General features: G+C 59.3%; 17 protein-coding genes. All 17 read right to left on the bottom strand.

Annotation, left to right across the window (positions count from 1 at the left end; genetic code table 11):
• Nucleotides 1-16: 16 nt before the first annotated feature.
• The gene (gene flhB / locus ACJO3M_RS08935; RefSeq protein WP_407001048.1) at nucleotides 17-1,153 is read right to left on the bottom strand and encodes a flagellar biosynthesis protein FlhB; all 1,137 of its coding nucleotides are present in this window, start codon (nucleotides 1,151-1,153) and stop codon (nucleotides 17-19) included.
• On the bottom strand, nucleotides 1,153-1,938 hold the full coding sequence (gene fliR, locus ACJO3M_RS08930) for a flagellar biosynthetic protein FliR (RefSeq protein WP_406988193.1): 786 nt from the start codon (nucleotides 1,936-1,938) through the stop codon (nucleotides 1,153-1,155). The genes flhB and fliR overlap by 1 nt, the downstream gene beginning before the upstream one ends.
• A 3-nt stretch (nucleotides 1,939-1,941) precedes the next feature.
• Nucleotides 1,942-2,211 carry a flagellar biosynthesis protein FliQ gene (gene fliQ / locus ACJO3M_RS08925; protein ID WP_407001047.1) on the bottom strand — a complete coding sequence of 90 codons (270 nt, stop codon included), beginning with the start codon at nucleotides 2,209-2,211 and terminating at the stop codon, nucleotides 1,942-1,944.
• 9 nt (nucleotides 2,212-2,220) lie between these two features.
• Entirely contained in the window at nucleotides 2,221-2,985 is a 765-nt protein-coding gene (fliP, locus tag ACJO3M_RS08920) for a flagellar type III secretion system pore protein FliP (protein WP_407001045.1), read from the bottom strand.
• A 4-nt stretch (nucleotides 2,986-2,989) separates the two neighbouring features.
• Nucleotides 2,990-3,457, bottom strand: coding sequence for a flagellar biosynthetic protein FliO (fliO, locus tag ACJO3M_RS08915; RefSeq protein WP_407001044.1), 468 nt, complete (start codon nucleotides 3,455-3,457; stop codon nucleotides 2,990-2,992).
• Between the two features lie 10 nt (nucleotides 3,458-3,467).
• The gene (fliN, locus tag ACJO3M_RS08910; RefSeq protein WP_407001043.1) at nucleotides 3,468-3,974 is read right to left on the bottom strand and encodes a flagellar motor switch protein FliN; all 507 of its coding nucleotides are present in this window, start codon (nucleotides 3,972-3,974) and stop codon (nucleotides 3,468-3,470) included.
• A complete protein-coding gene (fliM, locus tag ACJO3M_RS08905) occupies nucleotides 3,967-4,965 on the bottom strand; it encodes a flagellar motor switch protein FliM (RefSeq protein WP_407001042.1) in 999 nt (332 codons plus the stop codon). The genes fliN and fliM overlap by 8 nt, the downstream gene beginning before the upstream one ends.
• A 38-nt stretch (nucleotides 4,966-5,003) precedes the next feature.
• Nucleotides 5,004-5,516 (bottom strand): flagellar basal body-associated FliL family protein, encoded by a 513-nt coding sequence (locus tag ACJO3M_RS08900; protein WP_407001041.1) that lies wholly within the window; start codon nucleotides 5,514-5,516, stop codon nucleotides 5,004-5,006.
• Nucleotides 5,517-5,692: 176 nt separating this feature from the next.
• Nucleotides 5,693-6,910 (bottom strand): flagellar hook-length control protein FliK, encoded by a 1,218-nt coding sequence (locus ACJO3M_RS08895; protein WP_407001039.1) that lies wholly within the window; start codon nucleotides 6,908-6,910, stop codon nucleotides 5,693-5,695.
• Between the two features lie 95 nt (nucleotides 6,911-7,005).
• On the bottom strand, nucleotides 7,006-7,353 hold the full coding sequence (locus ACJO3M_RS08890) for an Hpt domain-containing protein (RefSeq protein WP_407001038.1): 348 nt from the start codon (nucleotides 7,351-7,353) through the stop codon (nucleotides 7,006-7,008).
• A complete protein-coding gene (locus ACJO3M_RS08885; protein ID WP_407001037.1) occupies nucleotides 7,350-9,116 on the bottom strand; it encodes an ATP-binding SpoIIE family protein phosphatase in 1,767 nt (588 codons plus the stop codon). The genes ACJO3M_RS08890 and ACJO3M_RS08885 overlap by 4 nt, the downstream gene beginning before the upstream one ends.
• Before the next feature lie 33 nt (nucleotides 9,117-9,149).
• Complete coding sequence (locus ACJO3M_RS08880) at nucleotides 9,150-9,455, bottom strand: STAS domain-containing protein (RefSeq protein ID WP_297792136.1); 306 nt, start codon at nucleotides 9,453-9,455, stop codon at nucleotides 9,150-9,152.
• Nucleotides 9,456-9,556: 101 nt separating this feature from the next.
• Complete coding sequence (gene fliJ, locus ACJO3M_RS08875) at nucleotides 9,557-10,000, bottom strand: flagellar export protein FliJ (RefSeq protein ID WP_407001147.1); 444 nt, start codon at nucleotides 9,998-10,000, stop codon at nucleotides 9,557-9,559.
• Nucleotides 10,000-11,385 carry a flagellar protein export ATPase FliI gene (fliI, locus tag ACJO3M_RS08870; protein ID WP_407001036.1) on the bottom strand — a complete coding sequence of 462 codons (1,386 nt, stop codon included), beginning with the start codon at nucleotides 11,383-11,385 and terminating at the stop codon, nucleotides 10,000-10,002. The genes fliJ and fliI overlap by 1 nt, the downstream gene beginning before the upstream one ends.
• The gene (locus ACJO3M_RS08865; protein WP_407001035.1) at nucleotides 11,366-12,232 is read right to left on the bottom strand and encodes a flagellar assembly protein FliH; all 867 of its coding nucleotides are present in this window, start codon (nucleotides 12,230-12,232) and stop codon (nucleotides 11,366-11,368) included. The genes fliI and ACJO3M_RS08865 overlap by 20 nt, the downstream gene beginning before the upstream one ends.
• Entirely contained in the window at nucleotides 12,232-13,284 is a 1,053-nt protein-coding gene (fliG, locus tag ACJO3M_RS08860) for a flagellar motor switch protein FliG (protein ID WP_406988186.1), read from the bottom strand. The genes ACJO3M_RS08865 and fliG overlap by 1 nt, the downstream gene beginning before the upstream one ends.
• Nucleotides 13,277-14,986, bottom strand: a complete 1,710-nt coding sequence (gene fliF, locus ACJO3M_RS08855) for a flagellar basal-body MS-ring/collar protein FliF (protein WP_407001034.1) — start codon at nucleotides 14,984-14,986, stop codon at nucleotides 13,277-13,279. Before fliF ends, fliG begins: the two co-directional genes overlap by 8 nt.
• Nucleotides 14,987-14,995 lie beyond the last annotated feature (9 nt).

Genomic DNA, 14,995 nt, shown 5'->3' with positions numbered 1-14,995 from the left:
CAGGCTACAAAAAGACTTAGACATCCCTCCGCATATCAGGCGGAATCGGAAAGTCCGGCATACCAGGCCGGTCACCACGCCCCTTGCGGAACTGCCGAAGCTGGAACACGTAGGCCAGTACCTGGGCGATGGCCATGTAGAGACCATCGGGAATCTCCCCGCCGACCTCGGTGTTGTGATACACCGCCCGGGTCAGCGGCGGCGTCCGCAGAAGTTCGACTTTGTTCTCGCGGGCAATCTCCATGATCTTGAAGGCCATCTCATCAGCCCCCTTCGCCACCACGATCGGCGCCGCCATGGATGTCTGATCGTACTTCAGGGCCACCGCGTAGTGGGTCGGGTTGGTGATCACTACATCGGCGCCAGGCACGTCCTGCATCATGCGGCGCTGGGCCATTTCGCGTTGCAGCTGACGGATTCGGCCTTTCACCTCCGGCTTGCCTTCGGTGTCTTTGAACTCGTCTTTTACCTCCTGCTTGGTCATCCGCAGCTTCTTCTGGTGGTCGAAGATCTGGAAGGGCACATCGATGGCAGCAATGATGATAGTCGCCGCAGACAGGAAGAAGAAGGTCCAGCCGAGGGTCCAGAGTACGTGTTCCATGGCCGGTATAGCCGGTTCTTCAGCGATACTCAACAAGTCATCGGTGCGCAGGTTGAGAACCAGGATGGCGAGTGCCAGTACCAGTCCGACTTTCAGGATGGCTTTGACCAGTTCGATCACGGACCGCATGGAGAACATGCGTTTCAGGCCCTTGATCGGGTCCATGCGGTTGAGCTTTGGCGCTATGGCCTTGCCGCTGAACAGTAGGCCGCCGATGCCGATGGAGCCGGCGATGGCGGCGATCAGCAGCAGGATCAGGATGGGTGACAGGGCCAGTGCCGCTTCTTTGGCGGATGCCAGGAGCTGTATGCTCATGTGGCGGGTATCGAAGATGGCGGAGCGTTCCAGCACGAAGCTGTCGCGCATGATGCCTTCGAGGGATGCGCCCAGGCTGCTGCCAAACATCAGCAGGCCGCCGGCGCCGGCCATCAGCACGGCCATGGTGGCCAGTTCTTTGGAACGGGCGGTCTGGCCATCCTCCTTGGCTTTTTCGAGCCTTCGGGGGGTGGCCTCTTCCGTTTTTTCCTGACTGTTGTCGTTTTCTTCAGCCATCAAGGCTGCCCCTGCAGGTTCCGCATAAACTCGAAGGTTTCCCTCGTGTACTGCTCAAAGTGCGGCAGAAAATTGGCGTGCAGCACCCATATGGAGAACAGTCCAAAAATCAGGCCAATTGGAAAACCCAGGGCGAAAATATTCATTTGTGGCGCGGCGCGGGTCATCACGCCGAAGGCAATGCTGACGATCAGAACGGCGGAGACTGCCGGTAATGCCAGCAGCATGGCTGACACGAACATCCAGCTGATGCGATGGGCCAACTCCCAGACCCCGACTTGGCCCAGGCCTTCAAAGCCGACGGGCAGTGTCCGGAAGCTTTCGATGAAGACTTCGAACATCACCAGGTGGCCGTTCATGGCGAGGAACAGCAGGGTGATGGTAATGGTGTAGATCTGTGACAGCACCGGGACGTTGACGCCGTTGGCCGGGTCGACCATGGAGGCGAAGCCGAGGCCCATTTGCATGGCGATCATCTGGCCGGCGATGACGAAGAGTTGCCACAGCGCGGTCATGGCGAACCCCAGGCCGACGCCGATGAGGATCTGCTGCAGGGTGATGACTACTGCGTCGGCGCTGAAGGCTTCCACCTGGGGCGCCGGCGGGAGCAGGGGTACGATGAGGACGGTGATAAGCAGGGCCAGGCCCAGGCGCGCTCTGGCCGGTACCAGCTGGGTGCCGAAGATGGGGATGACCATCAGGAAGCTGCCGATGCGGAACAGTGGCCAAAGGTGCTGACCAACCCACTGGCCGATCAGGTCAGCACTGATTTCGGTGGGTATCATCAATCAGCCAATCAGGTAGGGAATGCTGGTTATCAAGCCTTCCGCGTGATCGAGCAGTTTGGTCAGCATCCACGGGCCGGCGGCGATGATGACGATCAGGGTGACCATCAGCCGCGGCAGAAAGCTGAGGGTCTGTTCGTTGATCTGGGTGGCGGCCTGGAAGGTGCTGACCACCAGACCGATCACCAGTCCAGGGCCGATGATGACGCCAGCCAGCAACACGATCATCCACAGTGCTTCACGGACGATGTCTATGACGGTTTCCGGGGTCATACGCGGCTCCTATATCCCGTAACTGGCGGCCAGTGTACCCATGATCAGCGCCCAGCCGTCCACCAGTACGAAAAGCATGATCTTGAATGGCAGCGAGATGATGATCGGTGACAACATCATCATACCCATGGCCATCAGCACGCTGGCCACGACCATGTCTATGATCAGGAAAGGAATAAACAGTATAAAGCCTATCTGGAAGGCGGTTTTCAGCTCGCTGGTGACGAACGCGGGCAGCAGTACCCAGAAAGACACATCCTCCGGCGAGTCATACTGTTCGTCCGCGATGCGCATGAACAACCCGAGGTCACTTTCCCGGGTCTGGCCCAGCATGAATTCGCGGAATGGCATGCTGGCGCGTTCGACCGCTTCCAGGGAGGTAATTTCTTCCGACATGTAGGGTTGCAGACCCACCTGGTTTGCTTCTTCCAGAACCGGCTTCATTATGAAGATACTGAGGAACAGGGCCAGCCCCAGAAGAATCTGGTTGGACGGTGTCGCCTGCAAACCCAGGGCCTGGCGCAGGATGGAGAAGACGATGATGATGCGGGTAAAGGATGTCATCATCATCAGCATGGCCGGCAGGAACGTCAGCGCGGTCATCAGCGCGACAATCTGCAGGGTTACGGAGTATTCTTCGACGCCCTGTTCTTCGCCGGGTGTCATGGTGAAGGCGGGAATGCCCGGAAGGTCCGCCAGCGCCGCCGGGCTCCAGCCCGCCAGCAGAAGAAGAGGGATCAGCGCCAGGCCGCGTTTCAGGTAAAGCGCAATCATCGGCTCAGCCTTCCTTCGATGACGGAGAGTTCCAGGACTTTCCGATCATGCCCTGCAACCGGCGGGCGAATTCACTGGAAGATCCCTGTCCGGGGGTCACGACCGGTTCTTCGAATACGTGCAGGGTGCGAATGGCTGACGGGGTAACACCCACGAGTATCTGCTTGCCGCCCACTTCGATCAGGGCTATCCGTTCCCGGGCCCCCAGCGCCATGACCGACACCACTTTCATGGCCTGGTTGTTCATTCCGGTCATGCCGTTCATGCGGCGGATAATCCACGCACAGCCGTAGATAATAGCAATCACCGCCAGCAACCCGCCCCCAAGGCTCAGCATGGTGACGAGGGTGTCCGGGGCACGGCTGCCTTCCTCCGTTGCAGGGGCCTCTTCCGCCAGTGCCAGCAGCGGCGCCAGCGCGATCAGGACAACCGCGGCAGGACGACACCGGCGCAGGCTGACGATTCCGCTCATTCGCGCCATGTTACTTCTGCAACCGTTTGATGCGCTCGCCCGGGCTGATAACGTCGGTCAGGCGGATGCCGAATTTCTCGTTCACCATGACCACTTCGCCATGGGCAATCAACGTGCCGTTGACCAACACGTCCAGCGGTTCACCTGCCAGGCGATCCATTTCAATGACGGAGCCCTGGTTCAGCTGCAGCAGGTTGCGGATGGGAATCTGGGTATTGCCCACTTCCATGGAAATGGTGACCGGGATATCCATAATGACGTCCAGGTCCGGCGACATCCCCGAGCCCTGGGCACCGTCGGCAGATTCCTCGAATTCCTCCATTGGCGCTGCGCGGACATTGTCACCGCCGGCGCCCTCTTTTTCCCCGGAGCCTTCCGCTTCTGTCATCGCCGCTGCCCACTCGTCCTCGCGGGAATCGCCGTCATCACCGGACTCTTCCATGGCGGATTCCCATTCAGCCGCCAGTTTCTCGTCCTCGCTGAGTTCCTGCTCGTCTTTTTTGTCGTCGTCAGCCATTGCGTCCCACCTTCAGTTGTTTCTTGATCTTGGGCAGCGTTGCCCGTTCGTGAATTCTCAGCGCCAGTTTTCCGTCACGGGTTCCCATGGTGGCCTTATAAATGGGAATACCGTTGGCCGTGACCGTCAGAAACTCGGGGATCTCGACCGGAATGATGTCGCCTTCCTTCATCTTTGCAATGTCGCGCAGGGATATCCGCCGCCGACACACTGTGGAATTGACCGGTACATTGACTTCCTTGATGTCTTCCTGAAGAGCATTCACCCAACGCTCATCAATGTCGTCAATATCACTCTGCACCCCCGCATCGAGTACGTCGCGAATAGGCTCGATCATGGAATACGGCAGTGCCATATGCAGCTCACCGCCTCCGCCGTCCAGTTCAATATGAAAGGTGCTCACCACCACCACTTCGCTGGGGCTGACGATGTTCGCCATCGCCGGATTCACCTCCGAACTGAGGTATTCGAAATCCACTTTAAGAACAGCGTGCCAGGCTTCCCTCATGTCATGGAATACCTGATCCAGCACCATCTGCACAATGCGGGTTTCCGTCGGTGTGAATTCCCGGCCTTCAATCTTTGCGTGCCTGCCTTCGCCACCAAAGAAGTTGTCCACCAGCTTGAACACCAGTTTGGCGTCCAGCACAAACAGGGAGGTACCGCGCAAGGGGCGGATCTTGCACAGGTTAAGGCTGGTGGGCACATACAGAGTGTGAATGTACTCACCGAACTTCATGATCTGGACACCACCGGTGGACACATCGGCGTTACGGCGGAGCAGATTGAACAGGCTGATCCGGGTATAGCGCGCAAAGCGCTCGTTGATCATTTCGAGGGTGGGCATTCGCCCACGGACGATCCGGTCCTGGCTGGCAAGGTCGTAGGACTTTACACCGGCTTCGTCGGTTTCTTCATAGGTATCGATATCCCCATCGTCCACACCGTGGAGAAGGGCATCGATTTCATCCTGTGACAGTAGGTCCTGCATACGTTTTCCTGCCCTGACAAGCCGCCCGTTACCGGGGCCTATTGCACTACAAAATTCCTGAAAAGTACCTGTTTCAGAGGAGGTTCCCCCTCATTTTCCAGCACCTGGTTAATGGTCTGCAGCATGCTGTCAGCCAATGCCGACCGGCCGTCCGGCGTCTGCAGCTCCATGAAGTCACTGCTTCCCAGCAAGGTTACCAGCCGACTGCGAATCAGCGGCAGATGCAGCTCGGCGGCCGCAAGTGCTGGTTCGCCATCCGCCTCCAGGGAAAGAAAGACCTGGGCATAGCGCTGGCGGCCCCCTTCGGCCTGGATCGTCGTCACCATTGCCTTCTCTATATCGAGGTAGACGCTGGGCCTGAAGGTGCTGACCTCGGTTTCCTCAGAGGACGCATCGCCGCCACCCATGCCCGGCAGCCCTCCTCCGAGGAACCACAGGGTGCCTACCACGGACAGCCCCACGGCCAGGACAATCACCAGAACCAACAGGATAATGAGCTTCAGCTTGCCCTTTTGGGCCGGTGGGGCCGCAGGTGTGTTGTTTTCAGCCATAACCTTCCAATCGCCAGAAATCCGTCATCCGGATGGTTTTTTGGGTATATACGGGGAATGAAGCAAAGGCCGGGCCAACAGACTCAACACCCCGATTCAGGACAGCAGTTTAGCGTTGTGGGAGGGGATCGGCAAAGAAGAATCAAAGCCGGGACCCAGGGGCCCCGGACAGTACATCAGGCGAAGATATCCACTTCGCCTTTCCAGGTGAGATCCAGGGCATTGACGTGTGCCTCGGCCTCTTCGGGAGACACACCAGCCAGTTCATCACGGGCCCGGCCTTCGGCGTTCTCTGATTCACCATCGGCATCCTGCCCGTTGGTCTGCCGTTGGGCAGAGTCAGCAACATCGAACTGTTCCAGCGACAGCCCCTGCTCACTGAGCATATCCCGCAAGCGGTGGCTGTGAAGTTCCAGCTGATCCCGAACTGCCGGATTGGCCGCGTGTACCGTAATATTCGCCTGCTCCTGGTGGACCTGAACGCGGACTTCCATGGGCCCCATGTCCGGCGGGGTCAGATGAATTTCGGCGACGGACAGTTTGTTGGCGGTCAGCCAGGTCAGTTTCCCCACCATCTTATCGCCCCATTCCGCATGCCCGACCGGCACATCAACCGAGGTGGCATACCCTTTGAGACCAGTGGCATCGGCTGGCAGCCTGGCAGCCGCATTGGCCAGTTGCTGACCCGGAACATCAGCCAGTGTCTGCAGACGGCCAGCGGTCAACAAAGCGGTGTTGTCCTGAGCTCGACCGGATTCCGGCGTCAGTGCCGCCAGGGCGTCGGTCAGCTGGAAGCTGGCTGACATACCCTGCCCTGAACCCGATGTCTCACCAGGCTTGCCGCCAGGCATGCCCGGCAACCCGGCGATAATGCCGGCAAACCGCTGCATCAGGGGTGCCTGGCCAGTCGCCTTGCCTGGTAACTGCGTTGAGTTTCCTGCCATGCCTGAGGCCCCCCCTGCAGGCTCCAGCATCGCTTGCAGGTTGGCAAAGGTCAGAGATGCAATTTCTTCCGGAATGTCCACATCTGCCGGTTTTTCCCCCAGGCCATCAGCTGGCGTCACGGATTCCTCTGAGACTGCCGCCTCTCGGACAGTACCGGAAGAACGGCTCTGTGCTCCGTCTTCGGTACGCTTATCGCGTGCACCATCCGACCGGGACCTGGCGTCTGCCGGAGCATCTTTTCGCTTGTCAGGGCTGTTGCGGGCATCCTCGCGACGTTCCGCCTGTGCACGCCGGTCCGCCTGTTTGCGGTCCAGGCGCTGCTGTTCCGCCCGGGAAACCGAGTCGAACTGGCTGTCGCCGGATTTTTCATGACCCGCCGGCGCTTTTTTGCTGCCGGTATCGGGCTGCCCCCCTGGGGCCTGGGTTTGTGGTAAAACCATCTGGGACATGGCAACCTCTTGCCGCTTTTCAGGGTTGGAGTTCAGGAAATCCTCGTTACCCGATACACAGCAAAAGCGATGCCATCCTTGGAGGGCGTCGACAATCAGTCGACCAGAAAGCCCTCCAGCATCTCCCGCACCTTGCGGAATTCCGAATCAATCGCCTCCATGAGCGATGCAACCTCGTTAAAGCGTTGCTCCCGCCCGGCATTCTCTATCTCCAGGCACAGGGCGCCCAGACGGGGCGCGCCAATATTAACGCAACTGCCTTTAAAACTGTGGGCGGTTTTGACGAGTGCATCGGCATCACCAGCATCAAGCGCCTGGCGTATGGATGAGATCCGATCAACAGAATCGTTAATGTAGGTACGGATCAATACGTCAAACTCGTCCTCCATAACATCCTGAAGCTCCGCCAGTGCTTCCTCGTCAAGATGCGGCTTGTCGTTCATGACGAACCCCCGGATTGAGTGATGGCCGCGACTTTGCGGTCTCCGGCCTCTGAAAAGTGCCAATCATATACGATTTCAACGTGATTGCCCCGCTCCCTGAACGTCAGTGAGTCCGCCAGTCGCTGCAACAACATCAGCCCACGACCGGCGTAACCAGACGTTTCATCACAGGTATTGGTGTGACCCTGGTAGTCGAATCCGTGACCGCTATCCTCACAGACCACTATCAGACGTCCTCCCGAATCCGTCATTGAATGGGTTAATCGGAACTTGATGTAATGCTCCCTGACGTTACTCAGTCGGCGTTCCCGCTCGGCGTAGTAATGGCCGAACCCATCGGCGGTTTTCTTCCATTCCGACGGCAGTCCGAGAATACCGTGCTCCAGGGCGTTGGTGTACAACTCCGACAGCAGTGTGTAAACCTCGCCACTCCGGCGTCTCAGCCCGGGCACCTCCATGCAGATATGCAGCAACAGTGGCAACGGACTGAACTGGCCGAGGGTCCTGTCCCTGACCTCATAGACGCAGCGCCATTCTGCCGGCCCCTCTAATGCTGACAGCGGCACCTCTTCCGACATGGCTTCAAAGTCTTCGCCTTCGGCCATATCCAGGGTCACCAGGGTCAGGTCATCCTGATCAAGCTGGCCGCCGGAAAACGTCTTCACCTGCTCAATCACCGCATCAAAAGGATGAAGACCGTCAAGGACCTTATCCAGTGCGTGGATCACCCGACGATCGCCAAACATGTCACCCCCGGAACCTTCAGTCTCCAGCACGCCGTCAGTCATGAACATCAGCGTATCCCCGGGACGGGTCTGGATGATGGTCATTGAGGCCTCGAAGCTATTGGAGTCGAGCACACCCAGTGGCAGCTGGGACGATGGCAGCGCCCTGCGACTACCATCCTGACGGACCAACCAGCCGTCGGGCAACCCGCCGTTCCACACCTGCACCTGGTTAAGGGAAGAATCCGCCTGGATCATCGCCGCACAACAGAACATGCCCCCCGGCAGAATACGCTTGAGTTTCTGGTTGATCTCTCGCAGCACATCGCTGCCACTGAACCCCTTGGCCGTCATGCCATAGAAAATCTCCGCCACCGGCATGGCCCCGACCGCCGCCGGCAACCCATGTCCGGTAAAATCACCGATCAGTATCTGCAGGCCGCCGGCGGGACGCGGGCAGGCAAACAGAATGTCGCCATTGAAAATAGACATCGGAGAGGCGTGGAAACGGATGCTGTCAGCGTCCAGACAACCGGTGTGGGCGATGTTGTCGAAGACCCGTTTGGCGACGTGCTGCTCCTCCGTCAGCTTGCGGTTGCGTTCGTGGATCAGATCCCGCTGGTGACTGAGGGTCTGATGCATCACGCGCATACGATTGAAGGCATTGATCTTGGCTTCAATGATTACCCGGTTGTAGGGCTTGGTCAGGAAATCATCACCACCGGCTTCCAGGCAACGGGCCAGCGCATCGGCATCGGAAAGGGAGGTCAGAAAGATCAGGGGTACGAGACGCTCACCCGCCAGGGCCTTGATATTCTTCGCCGCTTCCAGGCCGTCCATGTGCGGCATCATGGCGTCCAGAAAAACAAGCTGGGGAGACGCCTGACGAAACAGCTCAACGGCCTCGACACCGTTGGCAGCATCCAGAACGTCATGACCAAGACGTCGTAGCAAAGCCTTGAGGATCAGACGATCGCTGTCGCTATCATCAGCGATCAGGATCAGCAGGGAGTGATTGCCGGTTTGTGCGTCATCCACATCGGACCTCCCGAAGGGCTTACCCAGCCTCTGTCAGCGGATAGCAAACAACTGCTCGAAGTTGGAAATGGCCAGGATTCGACGAACATCGCTGTTACAGTTTTCAATACTGATGGCGGCGCTGTCGCCACCGGCGTAATCACGAAGCAGCAGTAACATCCCGAGGGCCGAGCTGTCCAGATAGGTGGTGTCGGACAGGTCCACCACATACCCCTTGATATCCTGGTCACCATGCTCATAGGCATCACGGAAGGCCTGATGGGTACTGAAATCAAACCGGCCGTCAATCTTTATGATCAGCGTCTGACCATCCTCGCTGCGGCGCGTGTGAATAGGCATTCCTGATCCTCCGCGGGAATTTTTCCGAAAAGATATTGTACAGGTAAGGATAGCGTAGTCGGGACGTTTTGCACCCACGACACCGGCACAAAACCGTGGAATTATCGCCGTCGCCGGACAAAGGCGCGCCCGGCGGCTTCATCGGCAAGTTTTTGTTCTTTCAGGTCTTGCTCGCGTTGTTCCTGCCGCCGGCAGGTCTCTATGTATTTTTCCATGCCGCGACGTCGCTCCCAGGCTTCCTGCCATTGCCGCCGGGATTCATCCAGCCGCTCCGCGAGTATATCCAGTTGCTGTTGTTGCTGTCTGAGCACCTGATCCAGCTGGGCGATAAACGCCTGCCAGGCCTGGAGGCGGGCTACCGGCACCACTCCCTGCTGGTTCTGGCGGATCTGCTCCCGGTATTCCTGCTGGTAGCGGTTCAGGTTATCGATCTGTTCCTGCTGAGCTTCATACCGGTTGCGCGCTTCACCCATCTTTTCCAGCGCTTCCTGCTCTTTGCGTTCTTCCAGGTCCAGCACCACCGCCAGCCGCCGGGACCGGAGCATCATTCAGCCCCTCTCGCCGGTGCCGGGGCGCCGGATTTCCGGCGTTCCGGTGAACGACGCTCAGGAACCACCGCCAACAACTGGTCAATACTGTCCTGCAGCGGGGCGCTCTCATTCAGCCCCTGCTTCAGGAACTGGGTCATGTTGCCTATGTGGGTAATCGCAAAATCGGTTTCGGAATCGGAACCTTTGACGTAAGCCCCGACACTGATCAGATCCCTGGCCTGTTGGTAACGGGAATACACCTGCTTGAAACGCTGTGCCCGGGCGAAGTGCTCTTCCCCGGTTACCTGAGGCATGACCCGGCTGATGGAAGCTTCCACATCAATCGCCGGATAATGACCCTCCTCGGCCAACCGACGGGACAACACAATGTGGCCATCCAGAATCGCCCTGGCGGCATCGGCAATGGGGTCCTGCTGATCGTCCCCTTCGGTTAACACGGTATAGAATGCGGTAATAGAGCCACCACCCTGGCGTCCGTTACCGGTCCGCTCCACCAGTTGCGGCAGTTTGGCAAAAACCGATGGCGGATAGCCCTTGGTGGCCGGCGGCTCTCCCACTGCCAGCGCAATTTCGCGCTGGGCCTGGGCATACCGGGTCAGGGAGTCCATCAGCAGCAGTACCCGCTTGCCCTTGTCGCGGTAATATTCGGCGATTCGCGTAGTCAACATGGCGGCCCGCAGGCGCATCAGGGGGGAGTCATCCGCCGGGGAAGCGACAACCACGGAACGGGCCAGGCCTTCTTCACCCAGAATATCCTCGATAAATTCCTTGACCTCCCGACCCCGCTCACCAATCAGACCAACGATGGTGATATCCGCATCGGTAAAGCGGGTCATCATGCCCAGCAACATACTCTTGCCCACACCGCTGCCGGCGAACAGACCAAGGCGCTGACCCTGGCCAACGGTCATCAGGGAATTGATCGCGCGGATGCCCACATCCATGGATTCGCGCACCGGCGCCCGGTCCAGCGGGTTAATAATATCGCCGTTGAGGGATACCCTGGACTCCACTTGCAGCGGCCCCTTGCCATCCAGTGGCTCACCGCTGCCATCCACAACGCGGCCCAGCATCTGGGGGCCAACCGGCACACGACTGGCCGCCGACAAGGGCACTACCCTGGCACCAGGGCGCAGACCTTCAATGGCAGTCAATGGCATCAGGTACACCCGGTCATCCTCAAAACCGACCACTTCGGCTTCAACACTGCCGCTTCCCTGCCCCTGGATCACGCAACGGTCGCCCACCACCATGGGGCAGCCCACGCATTCCAGGGTCAGGCCCACCATGCGGGTCAGGCGTCCGGACAGTTCCGGGGCCGATTCGCGGTCAACAAATCCCTGAAGTCGCTTCAGACGGTCAGCCAGGTTCCCGGTCATCGTCCTCGCTCCCGTTGGCGTCATCACTGTCGGAGTCCAGCACGTCCCGGTGGAAATCGGTCAGGTCACCCATCATGGTATCCAGCTCTTCGCTTTCACCAGCCTCCTCGTTACCGAGCTGCTGTTCAAGCATGCCCTGAACGGCTTTCTGAAAACGCTTCTCCACCGTGAAGTCTACCAGGCTGTGACGGGTTTCGACCATGCAACCACCCCGCAGGATGCTGTCATCCTCCACTACCGAGTTGGTCGCTTCAAAACGCTCCGCCACCTGCCTGACCCATTCCGCGTCCTCCGGATTCACCAGAATGCGCACATTGTCTGTGGTGGACGGCAGCGAAGCCATGGCCTGGCGGACCACCTGCCGGATCTGGGAAGAATCAATGGACAGTTCGCGGTAAACCACAGTGCGGGCAAGAATGGTGGTCAGGTTGACCAGGGCGGTTTCCAGTTCGTCTTCGTGACGACGGATCGGAATCAGCAGCTCTCCCAGCAAATGTTCAAGCCGGTCAATGCGGGAGTCCATTTCCTTGCGGGTTTCTTCCAGGCCCTGTTCCGCGCCCTGCTCCCGGCCTTCCGCAAAGCCGGCATCGTAACCGTCCTTATGGCCCTGCTCCCGGCCTTCGTTGAAGCCGGCCTGGTAGCCGGCATCGCGACCTTCAGCGTGGCCATCTTCCCGGGCAACCTGGCGGATGTCCTCGATGTCCGCCGCCGTCAACGGTTTGACATCCCGTTCCTCTTCCCGGGCAACTTCGTTTCCCCGGGCATCAAGCAGGGGCAACTCCCAGCGCTCGTAGGCCGTCAGTTGCTCCTTGGGAATCCGGTTGAGGCTCTTGTCGGAATCTTTCATCACATCATTTCTTCGCCGGCTCCGCCCAAGGTGATCTCACCGGCTTCGGCCATACGACGGGCAATGGTAATGATGTCTTTCTGGGCAGCCTCGACCTCACTGACGCGAACCGGCCCCTTGGCTTCCAGATCGTCCTGCAGCAGCTCGGCGGCCCGCTTGGACATATTCTTGAAGATCTTGTCCTGCACCCCGTCATCGGCGCCTTTCAGCGCAACAACCAATACCTCGGATGACACTTCACGCAGCAACGCCTGGATACCCCGGTCATCGATATCCTTGAGGTTGTCGAAGACAAACATCAGATCCTCGATGGTGGAGGCCAGGTCCGGGTCCATATCCTTGATGGAATCCATCAGGTTGCCTTCAACACTGCGGTCCATGAAGTTCATGATATCGGCTGCGCGCTTGACGCCGCCAATACGGCTGGTCTGGGCAGCGGAACCACCGGAGAACTGCTTTTCGAGGATATTGTTCAGTTCCTGCAGGGCCTGGGGCTGAATACTTTCCAGCGAGGCCACCCGCATCATCACGTCCAGCCGCACCTTGTCATCCAGTGTACGGAGAATTTCAGCGGCCTGGTCCGGATCCAGGTAGGAAATCACGATGGCCTGAATCTGCGGGTGCTCGTAACGGATGATATCGCCAACTGCCCTGGGCTCCATCCATTTCAGAGTATCCAGACCCGTGGTATTGCCACCGATCAGGATACGGTCAATCAGGCTTGATGCCTTATCGTCTCCCAATGCCTGGGTCAGCATGGTCCGGATGTAGTCATCGTTGCCAACGCCGAGGCCGGTCTGCCCCCCCACCGCATCGACAAACTGATTCAGCACAAAGGTCACGTCGTCCTTGCTGACGTCCTTCATCTGCGCCATGGCCACACCAACACGCTGAACCTCCTTGGGGCCCATGTGTTTCAGTACTTCCGCGGCGTCTGCCTCACCCAGTGACATCAGCAGAATAGCAGCCTGTTCAACACGGGGAATCTTGCGCTGCGGCTTCTGGGGCGCCTGTTGGGCGCCTTCCACCGGACGGTTGGTTTCTTCAGTCATCGACATTCACCCACTGGCGCATCACCTGGGCAACCCTCGCCGGGTCTTCTGCGATCAGGCCCTTCAGTGCATTTAACTGCCTATCATAGCTGTCCGTGGCGCCCGGCAAAAGCAGCTCATCCTGTGACGACATGGCCTGGCGCAATTCATCGCCACCGTCAATCCCGTCAAGACCGCCACCATAATCACCGCCGGCATCGCCCCCACGCTCATTCCTCCCAGCGCCGGAAAGACTCTTGAGCGTCGGGCGCAGCAGCCCGAGTACCAGCACCAGGATAACCAGACCGGCCAGTACCTGTTTCATCAGATCCCAGAACCAGGGCTGCTCCCAGAAACCCGGCGCCTCGAATTGTACTTCCTCCTCGGCGGCGAAGGCGGTGTTCATCACTGTGACGCTGTCACCCCGTGCGGCGGAGTAGCCCACGGCGTCGCGTACCAGCATGTTCAGCCGCTGCAACTCCTGCTCCGGCCAGGGTTCGTAGCTGACCTCACCGGTTTGCGGATCAACCACTTTCATATCATCCACCGCCAGGGCAACGGTTACCCGCTCTACCCGGCCCAGTTCCTGGCGGACATAGCTGACGGTGCGGTCGATCTCGTAATTGCGAGTGGACTCGCGTCGTACGTTTACCGGCTGTGGCGCGGGCTCGCCGTCTTCACCTTCTCCGGCCTGGCCCGCCTGCTCCGGCACCTGGGCCTCGCCCGGGGGCTGGTTGGCCAACGCACCCGGCACGCCACCGGCCCCGCCGTTGGTGCGCTGCTCGCTCATTTCCCGTTCGCTTCTAACTGCCTGTTGTTCCGGGTTGAACAACTCTTCCGCCTGCTCCACGGAGGAGAAGTCCAGATCCGCGGTGACTTCCGCCCGGAAACGGCCATCCCCAACAATCGGCCCCACCAGTGAGGCCACACGACGGGTCAGACGCTCTTCAATACGGGTTGTGTAGTCAAACTGGTCCTTGATCTGACGACTGTCGCCGTCTGCTTCACGACCGGTCAGCAGGTTGCCGTTCTGGTCGACGACAGTCACGTTGTCCTTGCTCATTTCGGGAACACTGCCCGCCACCAGGTTGACGATGGCGGCGATATGTTCTTTTTCCGGCTTACGGCCGGCAAACACATCAAGGAATACCGACGCTGTCGGGGTGCGGGCGTCACGGACAAACACCGAGCGCTCCGGAATCGCCAGATGAACCCGGGCGGACCGGACCCCGCGCATGGCGGCGATGGTGCGGGCCAACTCACCCTCCAGGCCGCGACGGAAGCTGACAGTTTCCATAAACTGCGAGGTGCCCAGGCCACGGTCCTGATCGAGCAACTCATACCCTATGGTCTGCTCGTCGGTCACGCCCTCGGCCGCCAGTTTCAGGCGGGCGTTGTAGACTTCATCGGAAGGTACCAGCAGGGCGCCGGTGCGGGGTTCCATACGATAGGTAATGCCGCTCTGATCAAGAATGGACGTCACGTCCTGGGGATTGTAACCGGACATATCGCCGACCACCGGCTGGTAGTTCGGTTCCTGGGCCCAGAGTACGACGGCGACGCCGAGGGCGACACTGGCAGCCAGCCCTACCATCAGGCCAATCTGTCGCAGCAGATTCAGGCGATTGAAACCGAACAGCAGATCGCTGCGGCCCTCGCGGTTATCGGTATCCGAAGCTGCCGGTACGTTGGCGCTGGAGGTTTCTGCTGGTAGGCTCGCCATGGCTCTGCT

The sequence above is a fragment of the Marinobacter alkalisoli genome, assembly GCF_045449795.1.
Lineage (GTDB): Bacteria > Pseudomonadota > Gammaproteobacteria > Pseudomonadales > Oleiphilaceae > Marinobacter.
This window is presented reverse-complemented; position numbering and strand designations above follow the sequence as displayed.